The 21,673-nt window shown below is 37.7% G+C and carries 17 protein-coding genes; all 17 read left to right on the top strand.

The features are described from left to right. Nucleotides 1–2: 2 nt before the first annotated feature. The 17 genes from ABFY19_RS13125 to ABFY19_RS13045 all read left to right on the top strand — a co-directional run bounded on the left by ABFY19_RS13125 (nt 3) and on the right by ABFY19_RS13045 (nt 21,566). A complete protein-coding gene (locus ABFY19_RS13125; RefSeq protein ID WP_418791100.1) occupies nt 3–1,358 on the top strand; it encodes a methyltransferase domain-containing protein in 1,356 nt (451 codons plus the stop codon). Between the two features lie 27 nt (nt 1,359–1,385). Further along, a complete protein-coding gene (locus tag ABFY19_RS13120; protein WP_418791099.1) occupies nt 1,386–3,725 on the top strand; it encodes a glycosyltransferase in 2,340 nt (779 codons plus the stop codon). Nucleotides 3,726–3,731: 6 nt separating this feature from the next. After that, entirely contained in the window at nt 3,732–4,889 is a 1,158-nt protein-coding gene (locus tag ABFY19_RS13115) for a glycosyltransferase family 2 protein (RefSeq protein WP_418791098.1), read from the top strand. Between the two features lie 52 nt (nt 4,890–4,941). Beyond that, entirely contained in the window at nt 4,942–6,030 is a 1,089-nt protein-coding gene (gmd, locus tag ABFY19_RS13110; RefSeq protein ID WP_418791097.1) for a GDP-mannose 4,6-dehydratase, read from the top strand. A 52-nt stretch (nt 6,031–6,082) separates the two neighbouring features. Beyond that, nucleotides 6,083–7,057 (top strand): GDP-mannose 4,6-dehydratase, encoded by a 975-nt coding sequence (locus tag ABFY19_RS13105; protein WP_418791095.1) that lies wholly within the window; start codon nt 6,083–6,085, stop codon nt 7,055–7,057. A 41-nt stretch (nt 7,058–7,098) separates the two neighbouring features. Further along, nucleotides 7,099–9,591 carry an ArnT family glycosyltransferase gene (locus ABFY19_RS13100; RefSeq protein ID WP_418791094.1) on the top strand — a complete coding sequence of 831 codons (2,493 nt, stop codon included), beginning with the start codon at nt 7,099–7,101 and terminating at the stop codon, nt 9,589–9,591. 285 nt (nt 9,592–9,876) lie between these two features. After that, on the top strand, nt 9,877–10,593 hold the full coding sequence (locus ABFY19_RS13095) for a class I SAM-dependent methyltransferase (protein WP_418791093.1): 717 nt from the start codon (nt 9,877–9,879) through the stop codon (nt 10,591–10,593). 6 nt (nt 10,594–10,599) lie between these two features. Beyond that, complete coding sequence (locus ABFY19_RS13090) at nt 10,600–11,586, top strand: lysylphosphatidylglycerol synthase transmembrane domain-containing protein (protein WP_418791092.1); 987 nt, start codon at nt 10,600–10,602, stop codon at nt 11,584–11,586. Next, nucleotides 11,587–12,591 carry a glycosyltransferase family 2 protein gene (locus ABFY19_RS13085; protein ID WP_418791091.1) on the top strand — a complete coding sequence of 335 codons (1,005 nt, stop codon included), beginning with the start codon at nt 11,587–11,589 and terminating at the stop codon, nt 12,589–12,591. A gap of 37 nt (nt 12,592–12,628) precedes the next feature. Next, entirely contained in the window at nt 12,629–13,483 is an 855-nt protein-coding gene (gene rfbD / locus ABFY19_RS13080; RefSeq protein ID WP_418791090.1) for a dTDP-4-dehydrorhamnose reductase, read from the top strand. After that, nucleotides 13,483–14,223, top strand: a complete 741-nt coding sequence (locus ABFY19_RS13075; RefSeq protein WP_418791089.1) for a sugar phosphate nucleotidyltransferase — start codon at nt 13,483–13,485, stop codon at nt 14,221–14,223. The genes rfbD and ABFY19_RS13075 overlap by 1 nt, the downstream gene beginning before the upstream one ends. 20 nt (nt 14,224–14,243) lie before the next feature. Beyond that, nucleotides 14,244–14,714: a dTDP-4-dehydrorhamnose 3,5-epimerase family protein gene (locus tag ABFY19_RS13070; protein ID WP_418791088.1), complete on the top strand. Its 471-nt coding sequence runs from the start codon at nt 14,244–14,246 to the stop codon at nt 14,712–14,714. 1 nt (nt 14,715) lies between these two features. Continuing rightward, nucleotides 14,716–15,684, top strand: coding sequence for a dTDP-glucose 4,6-dehydratase (gene rfbB / locus ABFY19_RS13065; protein ID WP_418791087.1), 969 nt, complete (start codon nt 14,716–14,718; stop codon nt 15,682–15,684). Nucleotides 15,685–15,822: 138 nt separating this feature from the next. Further along, nucleotides 15,823–16,065 carry an AbrB/MazE/SpoVT family DNA-binding domain-containing protein gene (locus ABFY19_RS13060; RefSeq protein ID WP_418791086.1) on the top strand — a complete coding sequence of 81 codons (243 nt, stop codon included), beginning with the start codon at nt 15,823–15,825 and terminating at the stop codon, nt 16,063–16,065. Beyond that, nucleotides 16,065–16,409, top strand: a complete 345-nt coding sequence (locus tag ABFY19_RS13055; protein WP_418791085.1) for a type II toxin-antitoxin system PemK/MazF family toxin — start codon at nt 16,065–16,067, stop codon at nt 16,407–16,409. Before ABFY19_RS13060 ends, ABFY19_RS13055 begins: the two co-directional genes overlap by 1 nt. Before the next feature lie 319 nt (nt 16,410–16,728). After that, nucleotides 16,729–19,284, top strand: coding sequence for an S-layer homology domain-containing protein (locus ABFY19_RS13050; RefSeq protein ID WP_418791084.1), 2,556 nt, complete (start codon nt 16,729–16,731; stop codon nt 19,282–19,284). A 164-nt stretch (nt 19,285–19,448) separates the two neighbouring features. Beyond that, nucleotides 19,449–21,566, top strand: a complete 2,118-nt coding sequence (locus ABFY19_RS13045; RefSeq protein ID WP_418791082.1) for an O-antigen ligase family protein — start codon at nt 19,449–19,451, stop codon at nt 21,564–21,566. Nucleotides 21,567–21,673 lie beyond the last annotated feature (107 nt).

Below are 21,673 nucleotides of genomic sequence, written 5' to 3'. Positions count from 1 at the left end.
CAATGAAGCAGCCATATATAAATGTTGAAACTTGTTGGTGTGGTTCAAAAAAGTTAAACAGATTTTCCGAATCTTATCTCAAGTGTAATAGTTGTCAAACATTGATCAGCAGTCCTCGTTATCCGGACTTTTATTTTGACGTACGTGATGATGAACAAGACATTTACGGTAAAAAATATTGGTTAGAGCGTCAGTCTCAAAAATATGGATTTTCCAATATTCGTGAAAGATCCAAGGATGATTTGTCACATAGATGTATCTATTGGTTGTCAAAAGTTCTGCATTATAAGCTGCCACCGGCAAAAACCCTGGAATTGGGATGTGGTCATGGTGGATTAGTTGCACTTATGAATAAAGCTGGTTTCAGTTCGGTTGGAGCAGAATTAAGCGATTGGGTTGTAGGTTATGCACAGGAGTCTTTTGGGATAGAAGTACTTAGAGGGAAATTAGATGACTTAGCAATTGAACCACAAAGTATGGACTGTATAATATTAATGGATGTAATGGAACATTTCACTGATCCAAAAAAAACCTTAGAATATATTGTAAATGCACTGAAAGATAACGGACTAGTGATTATTCAAACGCCTAATTATAGTAATACAGACCTTACGTATAATCAGTTAATAGAACAAAACCACATTTTTTTAGGGCAAATGAAGGCTGAGGAACATTTATATCTTTTTACATCTGAAGGGTTAACTCAAATATTGTCCGAGTTTGGGTTTAAACATATCTATTTTGAACCGGCTCTTTTTCCTTATGATATGTTTGTTATAGCTTCAAAGATTCCGGTGACAATAAATTCCGATGCTCAAATTGAACAGTTTTTGTTAAAAACTCCAGAGGGTCGTTTTGTTCAGGCGATGCTTGACTTGTTCAAAAAAACAGAACTATTACAAGAAAAAATAGAAGAAATAGATACTGATAGAGGTGCACGTTTAAATATAATTTATGAATTAGATAAACAACTAAAAGAATCTAATGCTGACCGTGAGGCCAGATTAGAACTCATTAATAAATTAAGTGTGCAGCTAAATGAAGTGGAGGCGGATCGTGCAGCCAGATTGGAGCTTATTAATGAACTAACCAAACAATTAAACGAAGTGCAGACGGACCGCAAAGCTAGATTGGAAGTCATTAACGGGCTTAACCAGCTTTCGAAGGATTTAGAGGAAGAAATTTCGGAAAAATTAGAAACTATTGATGAAATCCAGAGTTCATTAATAAAAAAAGACGTGCAGCTATCAACCAAATCAAAAGCAATAAAGTCTTTAAGTGAGAGATTAAATGATTACGAGCCAGATGGTAAGCCTACGTTAAAAGCCAAAATTATTAAATTAATTAATAAACTATAACAAGGTCTTGGTGGTGACTGGTTACTAATGGAAAAAATCGGCATTAACTTATTGGATTTATATCCGGGAAAAATTGGAGGCATGGAACATTATTTTAGGAATATGTTCGAAGAATTATTGAAAGCTTCTCCTAATTACCATTTTTACTTGTTTTTAGCTTCTCATAATATTAGTTCCTTTAGTTATGATAACGGAAACGTTGATAAAATACTAATTTTAAACAATGACAATCTTGAAGTTCAAAAAAAAATTAATGAACTGGAATTAGACCTTTGGTTTTGCCCGTTGCTTGTATTATCACCTCTATATGTTAATATACCGAGCATTGTTACTATTCCTGATATTCAGCATGAATTCTATCCCGATTTTTTTACAGCGGAAGTTTTGGAATGGAGATATAAGAATTATAAATTATCAGCTGAAAAAGCAAACGCAGTTTTAACACTGTCTCAGTTTTCCAAGGATACGATTGTAGAAAAATATTGTAATTCCCCTGATAAAGTTTATGCTATTCATCTTGATGCCGGTTTAAATTTTTCACAGCCATTTGATAAAGAAAAAATAGTAGAGATAAAGAATAAATATCAGCTACCTTCACAATTTGCATACTTTCCTGCGAATACTTGGCCACATAAAAACCATTTAACTATTATAAGGGCCCTAAAAGTTCTTAGAGAAAAATATGGCATTCAATTACCGCTAGTTTTGACGGGTGCGGAAAGCAATGCTCACACTGATATCTTGAATGAAATAACTTCACTAGATTTAAATGGGCAAATTCATTTTCTGGATTATCTTCCACAGCAAGACATGCCATACATATACCTCAATGCTTCTTTTTTAGTCTTTCCATCTTTGTTTGAGGGTTTTGGGATACCTTTGGTAGAAGCTATGAAAACAGGCTGTCCTGTTATTGCTGCAAATACAACCAGTATTCCAGAGGTATTAAAGGATGCAGGTGTTCTTTTTTCTGCGGAAGATGCTGAAGACTTAGCTTCAGCAATGAACAAAATGCTAAATGACGAAAGTTGGCGTAGTCACCTTATTAAAAAGGGATTGAAACGCAGCAAAGATTTTTCTTGGAAAAACTGTGCAGAAGAAACATCAAAAGTGTTTGAAACTGTGTTAAAGCAAGGAGTTATTCAGTTAACTGATTACCCTTTAGTATCAGTAATTACCCCTTCATTTAATCAAGGGGAATTTATTAAAGAAACAGTAGATAGCGTATTAAGCCAGAACTATCCTAATTTGGAATACATAGTAGTAGATGGTGGCTCAACGGATGAGACCGTTGATGTTTTAAAGTCTTGCAAAGATCCAAGATTGAAGTGGGTTTCGGAACCGGATGAAGGACAAGCTGATGCCGTTAACAAGGGGTTTCGAATGGCAAAAGGTGATATCCTAGGATGGTTAAATTCTGACGACACCTATTTACCGGGGGCAATTAAGGAAGCGGTGAGTTTTTTATCAATGCATCCTGATATTGGAATAGTATATGGGGAAGGTTTTCATACAGAAGAAAATGGAGAGCGTATTGACCGCTATCCAACTGAACCTTTTAATTTAGATAGACTGGCTGAGATGTGTTATATATGTCAGCCAACCGCTTTTATCAGAAAAAATGTTTTTGAAAAAGTCCAATTAAACAAGAACCTTCAGCTTTGTATGGATTATGATTACTGGATACGAGCTGCTATGGAAGAAATTCCTGTTGTTTACGTGCCATATGAGATGGCTACTTCCCGTCTATATGAAGATAACAAAACACTAAGCAGAAGGGATGATGTTTTTAAGGAAATTTTTTTTACAGTTAAAAAACATTATGGATTTTTACCTTTTTCCTGGATTTGGGGTTATGTGAACTATAAAACCGAAAAAACGCCCTGTTTACCTATCAAAATTATTTTTGCATTATGGCTAGTTATTTTCCATAATTATCAAAAGCCCAGCCAAATTAAAACTACTATAAAAAATATAGTGAAGCATTTATATGTTCAGCGACGTTCAAATTCATCAAAAACTTACTTGCGAGATCACCAAGGATATCATGGGGATGGATGGGTTGAACCTAATTCAAAATTTTTTATTGAATCCAATGTTCAAGCAAGAAAAATAATTTTAAAAGGCAAACACGTATGGCCATATCCAGAACCTATTAATATTGATATATACGTAAATAGTCAAAAAGTTGATTCACTTTCTGTAACTGATTTTGGTGCATTCAAAGAAGTAATTTCCATCCAGCCCACAGCTGGGGCTATTGAAGTAGAATGTGTTACTAATAAATGGTTTGTGCCAAAAGAAATGGGCCTTAATGAGGATACAAGGCGATTGGCCTTTATTTTGAATAGCATTGAAGTATGTTAGAGGGAGTTGTCTAAGATCAAACCATTAGTTTCAATAATTACCCCTTCATATAATCAAGGCCGATTCATTGAAGACACTATTAACAGCGTTCTTTCTCAAGAGTACCCTAATTTCGAGTATATTGTAGTAGATGGAGGCTCCACAGATGATACTCTAAGTATCTTAGAAAAATACAGTACCAGGTTAAGATGGATTTCAGAATCAGACAAAGGTCAATCTGATGCGATTAACAAAGGTTTCAAGATGGCTAAAGGTGAAATTGTTGCCTGGTTGAACTCCGATGATACATATGAACTAGGAGCTATTGAAAAAGCTGTTTCTTATATGACCGCTAATCCCAAGGTTGCACTAGTTTACGGACATGCAGGAATTATTGATGAATATGGTAAATGGGTGAGGCAGTTTGAAGCAACTGAACCTTTCAACCTATGGCGTTTAATACATGTTTGGGATTATATTATGCAGCCGACAACGTTTTTTAGAAAGAAAGCATTACAGGAAGTAGGGTATTTAAGAGAAGATTTAAACTGGTGTATGGACTGGGATCTGTGGATTAGATTAGGGAGAAAATATGCAGTTGGTTTTATTCCAGAAGTTCTGGCAAACAACAGGGAGTACGAGGAAACCAAGACAAGTACTGGTGGATGGAGTCGCTTAAAAGAAATCACCAGTGTTATGAGGGAAAAAGGTGAAAAAAAATATCCTCCAGGGTTGTTTATTTACGGGATAGATACTATTGCCTCGTATTTTAGACAAAAGAATGTGCTTGTTAAACCAATAAATATACTTGCAGGTAAACTTATAAATTATATACTCAATAACATACCGTCTGTTTATCCTGATGGCTGGATTGGAGTAATAGCACATTTGTTGTTAATCAGGGATAAGGAGACTAAGTTTTTGCTTAAAGGTGAAATGCCAGGGCTTTCCAATGTTCTTCCTTTAAATGTAGAAATATATGTAGAAAGAACTAACATTAAGTCTGTTCAGATTAATAGCTCAGGAGAATTTATGTTGGAAGTGCCAATTAGTTTGCCTAAGAAAAAGTTATTGGAAGTTACCATAAGAACAGATAAATGCTTCTGCCCTGCATCTCAAGTGTCGAAAAGCAGAGATAAAAGAAAGCTTTCTTTTCGTGTTCTTGAGATTATAATGATTGATTAGGAGATTACTAAATTAGCAGTTGAAATTTACCATACAATTAGGAGGGGGATTAGTGAGTAAGATAGCATTAATAACTGGGGCAACAGGTCAAGATGGGGCATATTTGGCAGAGTTTTTGTTAAATAAAGGGTACATTGTCCACGGTGTTAAAAGAAGAAGTTCTCTTTTCAATACCGATCGGATAGACCACCTATATAGAGACTTCCACGAAAAAGATGTTAGTTTTTTTCTACATTATGGGGATTTAACGGACTCGACCAATCTTATTCGAATTATTCAAGAGGTACAACCTGATGAGATATATAACTTGGCTGCTCAGAGCCATGTGCAGGTATCTTTTGAATCACCGGAGTATACAGCTAATGCTGATGCAGTTGGCACTTTACGGATCCTGGAGGCTATAAGAATATTGGGCTTGATAGATAAAACCAGGTTTTATCAAGCCTCAACCAGTGAATTATATGGTAAAGTTCAGGAAGTCCCACAAAGTGAAAAGACTCCGTTTTATCCACGTAGCCCCTATGCGGTAGCTAAGTTATATTCTTACTGTATTACTGTAAATTATCGTGAGGCCTATAATATATTTGCCTGTAATGGGATTTTGTTTAACCACGAATCTCCATTAAGGGGAGAAACTTTTGTTACCAGAAAAATAACCAGGGCAATAGCCAGAATCAAGCTTGGGCTGCAGGATAAGATTTATCTTGGTAACCTTAATGCCAGAAGGGACTGGGGATACGCTGCAGATTATGTAGAAGCCATGTGGCTGATGCTTCAACAGGACAAGCCTGATGATTATGTAATTGCTACAGGGGAAACTCATTCGGTAAGAGAGTTTGTAGAGCTTGCGTTTGCAGAACTGGGTGTACAAATAGAGTGGCATGGAAAAGACGCCGAGGAAAAAGGCTTGGATAAAGCTACTGGAAATGTACTCGTTGAAGTTGATCAAAGATATTTTAGGCCAACTGAAGTTGAATTGTTACTGGGTGATCCGTCAAAAGCGAAGCAAGAGTTAGGTTGGTCACCGCAAGTTACATTTAGGGAGTTGGTCAAGATGATGGTCGAAAATGACATGGAAGAAGCTAAAAGAGACGTATTTTGTCAAAAGAAAGGTTTTAAGGTTAACAATTATCATGAATAATGATTTCCAAATTGAGAGTTTAATATAATTTGGTTTAACGAGGAATGATGTCATGAAGTATTTATTTACAGGAATATCTGGATTTGTGGGTGGACATTTTGTTGAACATTTACTGCATGAAGAAAAAGACTGCCAAATCATTGGTATTAGTAAACACGAACCTGAATTTTCGTTCTTAGAGAAAAACCAGGCGGATAAAATTCTTACTTACCAAATTTCTCTTTTAGATCAGGAAGCTATAGAAGATTTGTTATTTACAATTAAACCTGACTATATAATACATTTAGCCTCCTATAGTTCAGTAGCTTTTAGCTGGGAATTCCCTGTTGAAAGTTTCATGAACAATACAAATATCTTTCTGAATATGGTTGAGGCTGTCAGGAAGATAGGGATAAGTGCAAAAATATTGTCGGTAGGTTCATCGGAACAATATGGTATAGTAGATCCTAAGACCATTCCAATTGATGAAGGAACCTTATTAAATCCCATCAACCCTTATGCAGTTGCCCGTGTTGCCCAGGAAAACTTATCACAGGTTTATTATAAAGGATATGGAATACCTGTTATTTGTACAAGGTCCTTTAACCATGTAGGGCCAAGACAGTCAGACACTTTTGTAATTAGTTCTTTTGTTAAGCAAGCAGTTGAAATTAAGACTGGTTTAAGGAACAAGCTCATCTGTGGTGACACTAGTATTGTTCGAGATTTTATTGATGTGCGAGACGTGGTCGGCGCCTATTACCAGTTATTAAAAAAGGGAAGAGAAGGGCAGGTGTACAATATATGTTCCGGTAAAGGATATAGACTTTCTGAAGTAATAGAGGTGATTAAGGCTGTACTCGGTGTTGAATTTGAAATAGAGATAGAAAAGAGTTTCATTAGACCGGTAGATAATCCCGTAATTATAGGGTCTAATAGAAAGTTATCTGAAGAAGTACAATTTTGTACGAAATATGAGTTGCATGATTCTATACGGGATATTGGCAAATATTGGAGTGAAGTGCTGGCAGGTTATTATTTTTTCTAGTGAAAAGAGTTTTAATCTGCTTAATCTAAAGTAGGTTGTTAGTGAATCAGTCAAAAAGAAAGGAAAGTATTGGAATGGAGTATTTAATTGGATTTATCATATTATTTTTGACTTTGTTAAACGGAATGATACTGGCTAAGTATTTTTTCAAAGGAAGTATACTTGACTTTTTTATTGGATGTTGGTTGTTTATTAGTGCACAGATAATTTTATCCATAACGGTGTTATCCATACTACAATTAATGGACCAAAGCGGGGTTTTTTGGTTTACAGTTGTTTTCTCGGTTATTGTAACATGTGTTTTCAGAAAAACAATTTGGCTGGAACTGAAATCTATTCCAATCAGCTTATGGAATACTTGTGAGCAGGTTAAAAGATTACAACTATCGAGATATTTATATTTAAGCTTAGCCTTGGTTTCAGTTATTATTATTTATAACTTATTTGTGGCTATTTATGTTCCGCCCAACAATAACGATGCGGTTTCATACCATTTGCCAAGGATATTACATTGGCTTCAAAACAACTCTGTGGATCACTATTTTACGAATGATTGGCGTCAAAATTCTCTTCCTGTTAATTCTTCTGTCCTTATGTTGTGGACGGTTTTAGTATCACAAAGTTGGCTGTTTGTGCATACCGTACAGTGGATTTCATTAATTGTATGTTTTCTAGGAATAGTTAAACTGTCTTTATTAGCCTCTTTACCGAAAAAAGAGGCGATTATCTGTGGATTAATTTTTTTAAGTTTTCCTATGGTAGTTTTACAGAGCTCAACAGCCCAAAATGATCTTGTTGTAAGTGCTTATTCCATTATGTTTATTTATTTTGGGATGCAGTATTTATTTAACAAAGGTAATTTATTTTATTTATTAAGTTGCGGAATTTCATTTGGTTTAGCAATGGGAAGTAAACTTACCTTTGTTTTTTTGTTGCCCGGTGTCATAATAGGAACATTATTTTTTGTAAAAAAACAATCTACTGCCAGTTATAAAAGACTTACAAACATGGTGATTGTCTGTTTAATAGGGTTTCTGATTTTTGGTGTTTATAATTATGCTTTAAATTATAAGTATGAAAAAAATATAATAGCATCTCACAATGCAATTTCAGCTACTACAACAAGTACCTTTTCTTTAAGAGAAAGTGCAACAAGTTTAGCTCGTTATGGTTATCAAATGGTAGATTTTGTTGTAGTCCCGGATTTCTTGAAAGATATTGTTCGCGAACTTCAGGTAGGGGCAGGAACAACATTGTTTAGTGTGTTTGGATTAGATACGACTGGGTTTGATTTTACTCCTATATGGTATAAAATGAGACCACATGAAGATTTAGCTGGTTTTGGATTGCTAGGACTTGGAGTCTTGTTTGGCAGCTTGATTTTTTATAAACGCAATCTTTATTTGAATTTTTATTCTATAATTGGACTATCATGGTTCTTATGTTTCTCTATTTTAATTCCATGGACAACTTATAAGACTAGATATTTTATACTGCCTATGGCATTTCTATTAATTGCCAGCTATTATTGGATATATAAGTGTGATAAAAAGTTTTTAAAAAATGTTATAGTGTTTATTGCTGTTTTTACTTTGACGTATGTATCGTTAAATTCCGAAAAAAAAGGTATTACACGAATTCTTACTGAGCCAAGAAAGCAACTGATGTATTTATCATCTGCAGATACAAAAATATATGGATTTACTATTATTAGAGATATTTCTGGTGAAGGTAAAAGAGTGGGTCTTCAAATTCCTATTTGTGGACTTGAATATCTCATTTGGAATGAATTAAGGCCTGAATATATTGAGTATTTAAAGGCTAATTGCACTATTCAACAGCAATTAATAAATAGAGACTTAGATGTTGCTATTGCATCCAAAAGATATCCGAAATCAAAAGGCAATTGGATACCGATTCCGGGGACTGATTGGGTAATTGCCTTTTCTGGAACTGAAAACAAGTCGCTTTTGCATATTTATGAAAAAAAATATGATAAACATAAAATTAAAGAGTTGTTAGCAAAGCTTTTGACAAATAACGTTAGCAACAATTCTTTTAAGCTGACCGAGGATGAATTGAATTTACTCATAAAAGCCTTTGATGATTTAGCTTTAAAAGAGCTAGGAGTTATTCAGGACAATGAAGAATATGTCATAAAAAACTACTCACCATTAGTTATCGGAAATTATTCTGATAATTGGGTAGGCCCGGAGTTATCCATAGTAGTTCCTGTCCAATCCAAAGATACAATTAACATGAAGATATCGCTAGGGAACTTTGAAAATCCTAATTATCAGGCTACTGTGTTATCAAATCAACAAGTTTTGTTCAAGAGTGATAACATTAAAGAAGCCATAGAATTTACTATTAAGCCGTCTGATTTAGATGTCTACCGGAAATTTGCCAGGGTTAGCATTAAATTCGGTAGTTTTAAACCATGTGATTATTATTCATTGAGCCCTGATAAAAGAGACCTAGGGGCTAGGATTAAATTAATAAAATATGAGTTTATGAGAGACAGAGGAGAATGAATGATGTAGCCAGCCGGTAATTATTTTGATAAATATAATCGAATTTACAGATTCTCACAATGTGATTGACGTAGGTTGCGGGGAAGGGCATATCACTAATTTTTTGGCCCCAAAATTTCTCCATGCTAAGGTAAAGGGTAATCAGACATACCTATTAAAATTGGCAAAGGGGTCAAAGGAGACATATCAGATGGTATCATTTTTTGAAATATATTGAGAAAGTTTGTGGTCAGTATTTATTTATAAACAATTTATATTATATTTTTTTAAAAGAGGGGTCATTTAATGGAGCAACCAAGTTTATTGAAGGCATTGTCTATTAGAAATAATCTTAACCGCTACAACCAGTGGCTTTACAATAAAATGCAAAAGCATATTGGAAAAACAGTATTGGATATTGGGTCTGGAACTGGGAATCTTGTGGAATTATTTCTCCCTAATGTAGAGAATATCTTATGTACAGATTTGTTTGCTGAAAATATTGAGTTTATGAAAAATAGATTCCAAAATAATTGTAAAGTTAAATTCTTGATGGGTGACTTTATCGATAGTGAGTTAAACCTTGATAGTTTCCGGTTTGATACTGTTACATGTGTAAATGTTTTAGAACACATTGAAGAGGATCTTCTTGCTTTAGCCAAAATGAAGGAATTTTTGCAGCCTTCTGGGAAAATAGTTTTGCTGGTTCCTGCCTTTCAGTTTCTTTATGGCTCGATGGATATAGCATCTGGTCATTATAGAAGGTATAATCCTGGAGTGTTAAGAAAACATGCAGACAGTCTTAACCTTAAAATTGTAGATGATTTTTACTTGAATGTCTTTGGTATAATTCCATGGTTTGTTAATGGGAAGATAATGAAAAAAAACAAGCCATATTCTGAAACGCTGGGCAAACAGAAAATTGGCGTATACAATAAAGTAATTCCTATTCTAGAAAAAGTTGATGAATTCAACCCCTTTCCTATAGGTATTTCAGAAATAATTATTTTACAAAAGGATTGATTTCTGTTGAAATATAAAAAAATTCTGTCCCTGATATTAACTGTTTTTTTATTTGTATTATTCTTTCATTTTATCAATTTTAAACAGTTAATTAATATGTTTGAAAAACTGTCATGGATGTCGGTTGTAGTTGCTACAGTTCTATATTTCATCAGTAATTACTTTCGTGCTGAACGGTTCCGCCTTTTAACTGATCAGCAGATAAGTTTAGTTCAAATGATGCAAATAGTGTTTTTCTATGGGTTCTATAATAAAGTGCTACCTCTTAGAACTGGAGAGATTTCATACGCTGTTTTGATGAAGAAGTCAAACAAGTCTACCTTTACCGAGAGTTTGTCGGCTTTGCTGATAACCCGAATATATGATATTATGTCGGCTTTTCTTTTGCTGCTAATTGCTCTTTTTTTCGCCCGTAAAGCAGTCTCTGTTATTAATCCTGCATTGACAGCTGGTTTACTAGCAATTATTGTTGTCACTTTATTTAATTTACCCGGTGTGTTTAAAATTATTGAATTAATTTTCCATAAAACTCTAATATCCGGTAGATTTGGCTTAAATTCAGAAAAGATACAAAATTATAGTGATAGAATTACATTTCTAATTGATTGGTTTACAAAAGCGAATAGGTCTAGAACCATGTTAAAACTAACGGTGTTGTCTGTTTTAATATGGCTGAGTCTTTATGGAACGTTTTTCGTGCTTATGAATCAACTAGGTTCTCGCCTATCATACAGCATGGTTATTATTGGGTCTGTGTTTGCAAATTTTTCAAACTTATTGCCGTTAAGCGGGATAGGCGGGTTTGGGACAATGGAAGCAGGATGGGCGGTAGGGTTTACGTTAATTGGTTTAAATCGAAACGATGCAATAGCTTCTGGTATTGTTGTTAACATGTTTATTTTTTTATGTACAGTTTGTTTTGCTGCATGTGGTTTTTTAATTGCCGTTTATTCTAAAAAGTATTTACAGAGTTTTGAAAAGGAGGACTATTAAATGAAACTAATAGTGCAAATCCCATGCCTTAACGAAGAGAAAACCTTGCCAATTACTGTGCGTGATATTCCACGATCAGTTCCTGGCATTGATATTGTAGAGGTTCTTATTATTGACGATGGGTCCACTGACCGTACGGTGGAGGTAGCCAGAGAATCTGGTGTCAATCATATTGTGAAGATTCCGCAAACAAAAGGATTAGCCAACGGTTTTAAGGCAGGTATTGATGCTTGTCTCAAATTAGGTGCCGATATAATTGTAAACACTGATGGCGATAATCAATATAAAGGGCAGGACATTCCAAAGCTTATACAGCCTATTCTTGAACATAGGGCTGAAATGATTATTGGAAACCGCCAGATAGATACTATTGAACATTTTTCGGGTACTAAAAAATTTTTACAAAAGTTTGGTAGTTGGGTTGTCAGGCTTGCATCAGCAACAGACGTTCCCGACACGACCAGTGGTTTTCGGGCTTATAGCAGAGAAGCAGCTTTAAAAATCAATGTACTATCGGAATTTACATATACACTTGAAACTATCATCCAAGCCGGACAAAAAAACATCATTGTATCCCATGTCCCTATTGGTACTAATGAAAAACTTCGTGAATCTAGGCTATTTAAAAGCATCGGCGACTACATAAGTAAGTCGGTGGTTACTATTGTCCGCATCTATACAATGTATAGGCCCTTAAAGGTATTTATGAGGCTAGGAGCTATGCTTTTTTGCTTGGGTTTCATATTGGGATTAAGATATTTATATTTTATGTTTACTGGCTCTGGGCAAGGTCACATCCAATCGTTAATTTTAACAGCCATATTAATTTTTATGGGTTTTCAGATATGGATTTTTGGGCTCTTGGCAGATTTAATTTCTGCAAACCGCAAGTTGAATGAAGAGACTTTATATCGTGTGCGAAAGCTGGAATTAGACAATTATGCTTTGCAGCAAACATTTGATTCGGTGGCAGCTACAATAGATAAAACGACCAATCACAATTAAATTTTTCTAAAAAATTCGAGCCCAGGAGAAATAATCTATGCACATCATAATTACCGGCAGTAACGGCATGCTCGGTCATGCCGTTACAGCTATCCTAGCAAAACAGCATAAACTTACAGGCCTTGACCTGCCTGAACTTGACATCACCAATTTAGCTGCAGTCGAATCTGCCATGACGTCTTGTCGGCCTGACCTCATCATCAACGCAGCAGCCTATACCGATGTCGACGGCTGTGAAACAAATGAAAATCAGGCTTTTGCAGTCAACGCTACAGGTCCCCGCAATTTAGCTGTTGTGGCTAATAAACTTAACATTCCCCTGGTCCACATCAGCACAGACTACGTCTTTGACGGGACAAGCATCATTCCTTATAAAGAATCAGATACACCTAATCCCCAAAGTATATATGGCAAATCAAAATTAGCAGGTGAACAGCATGTCCGGGATTTGTGCAGCAAGCATTATATAATTCGTACTTCTTGGCTTTATGGTGAACATGGCGAGAACTTTGTTTCTACCATGCTGCGCCTGGCACAGGAACGCGACGAACTTGGCATAGTTAATGACCAGACCGGTTCACCTACATATACTGCGGATTTGGCCCAGGCTATCGCCGGACTTATCACTCAACCGGCCTATGGCACTTACCATATTACCAACAGTGGCACATGTACCTGGTATGAATTTACCCTGGAGATATTTAAACAAGCAGGCATCAGGGGGGTAAGGGTTAATCCCATCACAACAGAGGAAATAAACAGGCCGGCGCCACGACCCGGGAACTCTGTGCTGGACAACCATAACTGGCGGTTGCTGGAGAAAGACCCCTTGCGTCATTACCAAGAGGCTTTAAAAGATTATTTAGATTCACTCACCAAGGAGGAAAAATAATGAGAGGTATAGTACTTGCAGGTGGGACAGGCTCAAGGCTGTTCCCGCTGACAAAAGTGACCAATAAGCACCTTCTTCCCGTTGGTCAGTATCCTATGATTTATCATCCGATATTCAAAATGAAAAATGCCGGTATCAGGGAAATCCTGATTGTAACAGGAAAAGATCATATGGGTGATGTGGTCAACCTGCTGGGTAGCGGGTACGATTTTGGCATGGAATTCACCTACCGCGTCCAGGACCAGCCCGGGGGGATTGCCCAAGCCCTGGGACTGGCAGAACAATTTGTCGGGGATGATTTATGCACTGTTATTCTTGGGGATAATATCTTTGATGATGAGATAATAGACAGTGTCAATGATTTTAAAGCCCAGGGGAACGGGGCCAAAATACTTTTGAAACAGGTTGAAGACCCGCAAAGATATGGTGTCGCAGAATTACAGGGAGATAATATTTTATCAATTGAGGAAAAACCTCAGGTGCCAAAAAGTAATTACTGTGTAACCGGAATATATATGTATGATTCACGGGTTTTTAACATTATTAAAACACTAAAGCCTTCAGGCCGCGGAGAGTTGGAGATTACTGATGTCAACAATGCTTATATTGCGGAAGGTATGCTTACATATGGTATTCTAAACGGGTGGTGGACTGATGCCGGTACTTTTGAGTCACTGCTTAAGGCAAATGAACTTGCCAATGGGGTCAGGCTGGATAATGGTGAAAAAATAGCCGGGTAAATAATGAATTGTTTGAAGGAGTGAGAGGTTTGAACCTTATTGATGGTGTGAAAATAAAAAAGCTCCGGGTTATTCCGGATGAGCGAGGACGTCTTATGGAAATGCTGCGCTGTGATGACGATTTGTTCATAAATTTCGGACAGGCTTATATGACTACTGCTTATCCCGGTGTTGTCAAAGGGTGGCATTATCACAAGAAGCAGGTGGACAACTTTGTTGTGGTCAAAGGCATGATGAAGGTTGTCCTCTTCGACAGCAGAAAGGATTCGCCTACGAAAGGAGAGGTGAATCAATTCTTCATGGGGGTGCATAATCCTATCCTGCTGCAGATTCCCACTTATGTGTACCATGGGTTCAAATGTATCAGTGACGAGGAAGCCATGGTTGTCAACTTCCCTACAGAACCGTATAATTACGATGAACCGGACGAATTCCGCGTTCACCCGCATGATAATGACATACCCTATGACTGGGCCAGGAAGGATGGATAAAATGAACGGCAAAACACTCCTGGTCACAGGTGGGGCCGGATTTATCGGGTCAAATTTTATTTTGTATATGTTTGCAAAATACCCTGATGTAAAAATCGTTAATCTTGATTTGCTTACTTATGCAGGTAACCTGGAGAATCTGAATGATATTGCTGATAACCCCAATTATACCTTTGTCAAAGGCGATATTGCCGACCCCGGGATTGTTAACAGTGTTGTGCCGGGAGTTGACTATATTGTCAATTTTGCTGCAGAGTCGCATGTAGACCGCAGCATAGAGGATCCGTTGGTTTTCATTAAAACAAATGTGATGGGTACCCAGGTTCTTCTTGATGCAGCCCAAAAGCATGGTGTGGAGCGGTATCTGCAGGTATCCACCGATGAAGTTTACGGCTCCTTGGGGCCAACCGGATATTTTACCGAAGAAACCCCGATTACCCCAAACAGCCCGTATTCAGCCAGCAAAGCAGGTGCAGATATGTTGGTCAGGGCCTATCATGAAACTTACGGCCTGCCGGCACTTATTACCCGCTGTTCAAATAATTACGGTCCATACCAGTTTCCTGAAAAGCTGATCCCGTTTTTCATCAAGAGACTGCTAAATGGTCAAAAGGTACCTGTATATGGTGATGGTTTAAATGTCCGTGACTGGCTGTATGTTGAGGACCACTGTTCTGCCATCGATATGGTCCTGCAGAATGGCAGGGTTGGCGAAGTATATAATATCGGCGGTAATAATGAAAAGACCAATATAGAAATTACGAAACTGATTTTACAGGGGCTTGGCAAACCTGAGACTATGATAGAATACGTCAAAGACAGGCTGGGCCATGACCGCAGGTATGCCATAGATTCCGGCAAGATTCAAAGTGAGCTGGGATGGCAGCCGGAGACAACTTTTGAGGATGGAATAGAACGTACAATTAAGTGGTATTTGGACAATAGGGATTGGGTGGGAGAAGCTGGCTGAGAGGTAAACTTTTTTGAAGCCTGTTTATAAGGATAATTTTACAGGAAAATCATTTAAACAAATAGCCAAACAATACCAAAAAATTAGTTGACGCATGTATAAACATTGTATATACTGAATTCAAAGGGGGTGTTTTCAGTGTATACCACTATTCATAAGTGGGGTAATAGTAAGGCAGTTCGTTTGCCTAAAGGTATTTTAGAGAAAGCTTCCCTACGTGAGAATGACCAGGTAGAAATTATGGCAGAACACGATTGCATTATTATAAGGCGGGCTAAGAAAAAACATTTAACGATAGAGGAACGATTTGAAGGATATTCAGGTAATTATCAGTGTAAAGAACTGGATACTGGCAAGCCGGTTGGAAAAGAGGTCTGGTGATGCCGTATATACCGGAACAAGGGGATATTATTTTCCTTGATTTTACTCCACAGGCCGGACATGAGCAAAAGGGCAGCAGACCGGCATTAGTGGTTAGCAATAATACCTTTAATATGCGTACAGGCATTGCCGTTGTCTGTCCTATCACAAATACGGATCGAGGATTTCCTTTACATGTTTCGCTTGATGAGAGGACTTTGACAACCGGTGTAGTTATGTGTGAACAAGTTAAATCACTTGACATAGCCGCAAGAAATGGAGTTTTTAAGGAAAAAGCCCCTTTAGATATTGTTGAAGAAGTGATAGATATAATTATTGGTTTTTTTGAAGGACATTTTATGTGAACAACAGGCGCTTGCTTAAACGGCAGGCGTTTTTTTTTGTGCCGCGTGCCCAACCAAGCGTAAGCACTTACAATGAACGCAAGGTAAGCGCTTACGATAAAAACGAATAATCATAATCCCACTGGCATAGGATTTAATTACCAGCGTTTGTTATAATCTCTTACTTACTGTCTTACTGTAGCTTTATTTTTTCGGTTTCAGCTAGCATTATAGTTTTATGTAAGGGTTTCATGAAGGGAGTGTTGCCGTAATAGATAGGTTAATAGCCATTTTTATTGGTTTTATAAGTACGACAAAAAAGCGAAGGGGGACTTTAAGAATGAGAAAGTTTAAAAGAGTAATAGCTCTCGTAACTGCAGTTCTCTTTGTTCTCGCATTCGCAGCTCCTGCTGGGGCGATTTTTTTCTCTGATGTAAGGGGTAACGCATCTGACAGTATTTATAGGCTGAACGCTCTTGGAATAATCGAGGGGTATCCCGATGGAAGTTTTAAGCCGGATAGCAATATTACACGCGCTGAATTTGCAAAAATAGCTATGGCTGCTGCAGGCAATGCCGGCAGTGCTAATTTCTTAAAAGATGCGGCTTCCAAGTTTTCAGATGTTAAACCCGGTGAATGGTATACCGGCTGGGTTAATTTGGCAGCAAGCCTTGGATACATACACGGTTATCCGGATGGGAGCTTTAGGCCTCAAAGCAATATTACTTATGCTGAGTGTATCACCATTCTGGTTCGTCTCCTTGGCTATAGCGACAAGCTCCCCGGCGAATGGCCGACAGAGTACCTTGTAAAAGCTGCTGAACTTGGAATTACCGATGATGTTACTTTTTCAGTCAATGCTCTCGCAACCCGGGGCAATATTGCAATGATGACCACTGAGACTTTGGATCAGAATCTTGTAGTATGGGATAAGGATATTGATGACTATGTATTCAAAGAAGATGTAGATGGCAATGCTTATACCTTGTTGGCTGAAAAATTCGACGGGATGGTTTGTGACGAAGATGATTATATGATTACGGAAAATTGGGAAATGAACTCAGACGGACAGATAGTAATAGAGCTTTTAGGTACTATTGATCCGTTTACCGGTGAAGTTCCCGAAACAGGTTATTACCTAGATTGCTTCACAATGGCCAAAGATTGTGTTGTTGATTATGGCCTAGTTATTACCTGTATGCTTCCCATGAAGATTCACTTTATTTATAATGAAAAAGATGAAGAAATTACCTATATTGATATAATTACTACTGCAACTGTTAGCTCTGATGTAAAAATGGATGGTGATAAACTGCAAGTTAATGGCGTGTCATATAAATTTGCAGATGGCGCTTATAACGGATTTATTCCTAAAGCAGACGGTATATATGATGACTACTACAAAGTATATTTTAACGAAGATAATAGGATATACGTTGCCGCTAAAATAGATGAGCCTGTAAAACCGCACATAGTTGAAGAAATTAAATCTGACCTGACTTTGGATTTGCTTGACGGAGGCAGTGTTGACCTTGACCAGACTAATGTCCTTGTTATTAGAGATTTCCAATATGCAACAATAGATGATATTCAACCTGGTGATATAGTTTACGTGTATGAAGATGAATATGGATGTGATGTGTTTGTAGATGCTTTCAATCCTAAAAATCAATATTCTGTCAGAGGAAAACTTGAGGCAGCTTATGAAACTACAGGAGATGGAGTGTTTGACCAGGTAAAAGTTGGTGGCAAGAAGTATGACCTGATTTCAGCTGCATCGATGTCAAAAGATGGTGGAGATGAATGGTCTGACTTAGACGATGGTGATGAGACCTTTTTTGATGACCTTTATGATGAAGACGTTTTTATAGTATTAGACAGGACTCATGATATTACCTTAATCATGACTGATGTAGACAGTGAAGGCAATAAAATTTATGGTATCATTGATAAAGTGCTTGATGAAGACCTGGAAGGCTTGGTTACCCGTCTTAAGATTATGAAGTCTGATGGCGCTACTGTTACTTACGAGGTTGATAGTTCTGATGTAGAATTGACTTATAGTAGAACGATTACCACCTATTCTGCAGAAGACGTATTATTTGACGGCGCTGCTGTTAGGTTCCAACTGAACGACAGTGGAGATATTGAAGATTTTGAAGTGCTTGATGACCAGAAATTTAATATTACTGATGGCTCAGAAAACCTGAATAAGTTATATATCAATGGTTCTTGGTATTATGTAAATGATGATACTATAGTACTTAATGGCCCAACCGGAGAAGATCCAGACGTAGTCAGCGCTGATACTCTGCTCAGCGATGCAGAAACAGAAGATATTGCATGCTGGGTGAAGACAGATGGTAACAAGCTTGAGTATGTAATGATTGTCGGTGACACAATTACAGGCACTGCTGAAGATATGGCCATGGTAATTGATACTTATTATTACAATGGCGACAACTGGGCAGTTGTTGATATCCGCAATGAAGAACTAGAATATGAGATAGACGGTACTGTACCTGATGTAGATACTCTTTGTGAGTACTCATTAGCAGGGGACCACATTTCACTTGATGTTGGTAACCAATATGTACCGACTACTGTTGGGAGTGTTTACGGTGAAATTACCGACATTGACTTAGCTAATAATGCTATCGAAGTTGGAAATGACATATGGTATAATATTGATGCTGACAGCTATATCTATGATATGACTTCAAGCGATCCTGTTTATGTAGATAGTATCCATGACATCGAAGATGAAGCCGTATTTGTGGTACCTGTAAGTGCCGGCAATGATCGCAAGGGTGTAGCGGATGTGGTATTCATAGTAGATGAAGATGATTATACCGACTATACTTTTAGTGAGACAGAATCTGCGATTGTAGAGTAACCACTATTAAATACATTAAATAGAAGAACCGGGGCAACCCGGTTCTTCTATTTTTATAAACAGGAAAAACGCAGCCTGCAGAGAGGGAGGATTTTATTAGAATTAGTCGAACCAATATAGATAAATAAAACGATACAAAACATATATTTTTCAGGAGGATAAGCATGGCTGCTAAGAAGAACTCTATACCTGCAAAGAAGAAACCTGTAATTGATGAAAAATTGAAGATAATATTCTACCTGGTTCTGCCGTTATTATTGCTACCACCATTTTGCAGGGGACTATTTTTCGATTTTGAGGCAGATATTGCCCACATATATACTGCGTTGATACTTGGAGCATATGTAATATTAAGAAGAGATAATATTCGACTGCCGCGAAACTTGATGGATTATGCTTGGATTGGACTTATAGCTGCATACATCCTTTCCAACTTTGTTGCTTTTAACCAGAGGGCTGCGCTGGAAGGCGCTCTTAGAGTATTTAATTTCTTCGTTATTTACTGGCTCCTTGCATATACGGTGACTAATATTAGAGAAATAAAAGCTGCATTATTGGTGCTTTTTGCAGCCGGTATTGGGGTTGCCTTTGCCGGGTTAGGTACGGCTTATGGGACTTTTTTGTTTAACGGGGCTTATGACAAGGGCCTGATACTTTCCACACTCCAGTATCATAATGCAGCTGCCATTTTCCTTATAGGATGCGGGATAATCGGATTTTACCTGGCGGCTGTACTTGATAAGGTATGGATGCGGGTCCTGGCCGGGGGCTTAAATTACATTGTAATAGCTACTGCTTATGGGGCAGGCTCAAGAGGGGCCATGCTGGTGTTCCCGGTGGGGCTGTTATTAATGATAGTTGGAATGCCAAAGGATTACCGTTTTAGGACATTTTTGAGTTTCCTTGCGGTATTAATTCCGTTTGCAATCACTGCAAAACAGGTTCTGAGTTTCGAAACCCATAGTCAGGCTTATTATTGGTATTGGTTGTTAGCCGGATTTATTATCGGTTGTTTTTGTCAGTACATTATTGAGGTTATTCTTAAGGTTTCTGCAAAAAAACGCAAAAAGCTTATTACAGGTATCGGTATATTGATTACCATAGCTGTTGTAGGACTTATACTGGTTCAGGGACAAAAGCTCATGCCTGCTTCCATTGCCAATAGGCTGTCGAATATCAGCTTAGAGGACCTGAGTGTTGTTGAGAGGTTTTATTTTTATCGTGATGCTTTTGAGGTTGTTAAGGACAATCCTATCCTTGGTGTCGGGGGCGGTGGCTGGAATTCCGCATATACCGGTTACCAATCCCTGCTGTACTATACTACCGAAGTACACAGTCACCCCCTGCAGGTTTGGGTAGAGGCAGGTACATTGGGAATACTATTCTATGTCTTGATATGGATTGGTCTTTTAATCACGTTATACAGAATTATAAGAAAGGCAGAGTCACCTGAGTACCGTGCCGCTGCATGTGTCTCAGGGGCAGCGGCTTTGACGGTTTCCATGCATAGTGTAATTGATTTTTCTCTCTCTCTTGGGGCTGTAGCCATCTTAATGTGGGCCCTGGTGGGGTTGACAAGGGCAATTGAGAGGTTGGGAACAGGAGAGGGGATTAATAGAAAAATAATTGCCGGGCCAAAAGTCCGAAAAATTGCCGGAATAATAATGGCAGGGATTTTCCTAGTAATATCCTGCAGTTTATCTATGGCAGCATTTGTGGAAAAAGAGGCAGCGAATGCTTATAATACGGGAGATGTGCAGCAGGCCATAAGTCAGTTTGAAAAGGCTAAAAAGTTTGACCCGCTTAACCATAATTACTATATTTACTTGGCGCAATTATATAATTATCAGGCATATCAGCAGAGAAATTTTATGTTAACAAGAACAGCGATGGAGAATGCTAAAAAAGCAGTAGAGCTTAATGAACGTGCTGCCCAGCCGTTATGGATATTAGCTGAAACTTACCTGGGCGCCCAGATGCCCATTGACGCTGTGACGGCTGCTGAACAAGCTGTACAGGCTGTTCCTTGGCGGCAGGAAGCTTATAATAACTTTGCCCAGGTGTGTTTATCTGCCGGGGGTTACTTGCTTCAGATGGGGCAGCCAGATAAGGCGCGGATAGTTTTGGGAAAGGTTTTGACGATACCGGAAATGATTAATAAGCAGGTAGCCAAACTTGGTCCGAATGAACGCAAGGTCTGGAGACACGGGGCGATTCCCAGTATAGACGGGAATATTAACCAGGCTGTGGAACAGGCGAAACAGATGTTAAACGGAATTTAGCCATGTCGACAACAACCAGCCTAGTTATGAACGACAGCCCCTGGCATACGTCCGGGGGTATTTCTATATATTCGATCAAAATAGGCAATTAAGGAATAATTAGGAAG

Source organism: Phosphitispora sp. TUW77 (assembly GCF_048453025.1).
In the GTDB taxonomy this organism is placed as follows: Bacteria; Bacillota; Thermincolia; order Thermincolales; family UBA2595; genus Phosphitispora.
The sequence above is the reverse complement of the archived record's forward strand: the minus strand, read 5'-3'. Positions and strand labels throughout refer to the sequence as shown.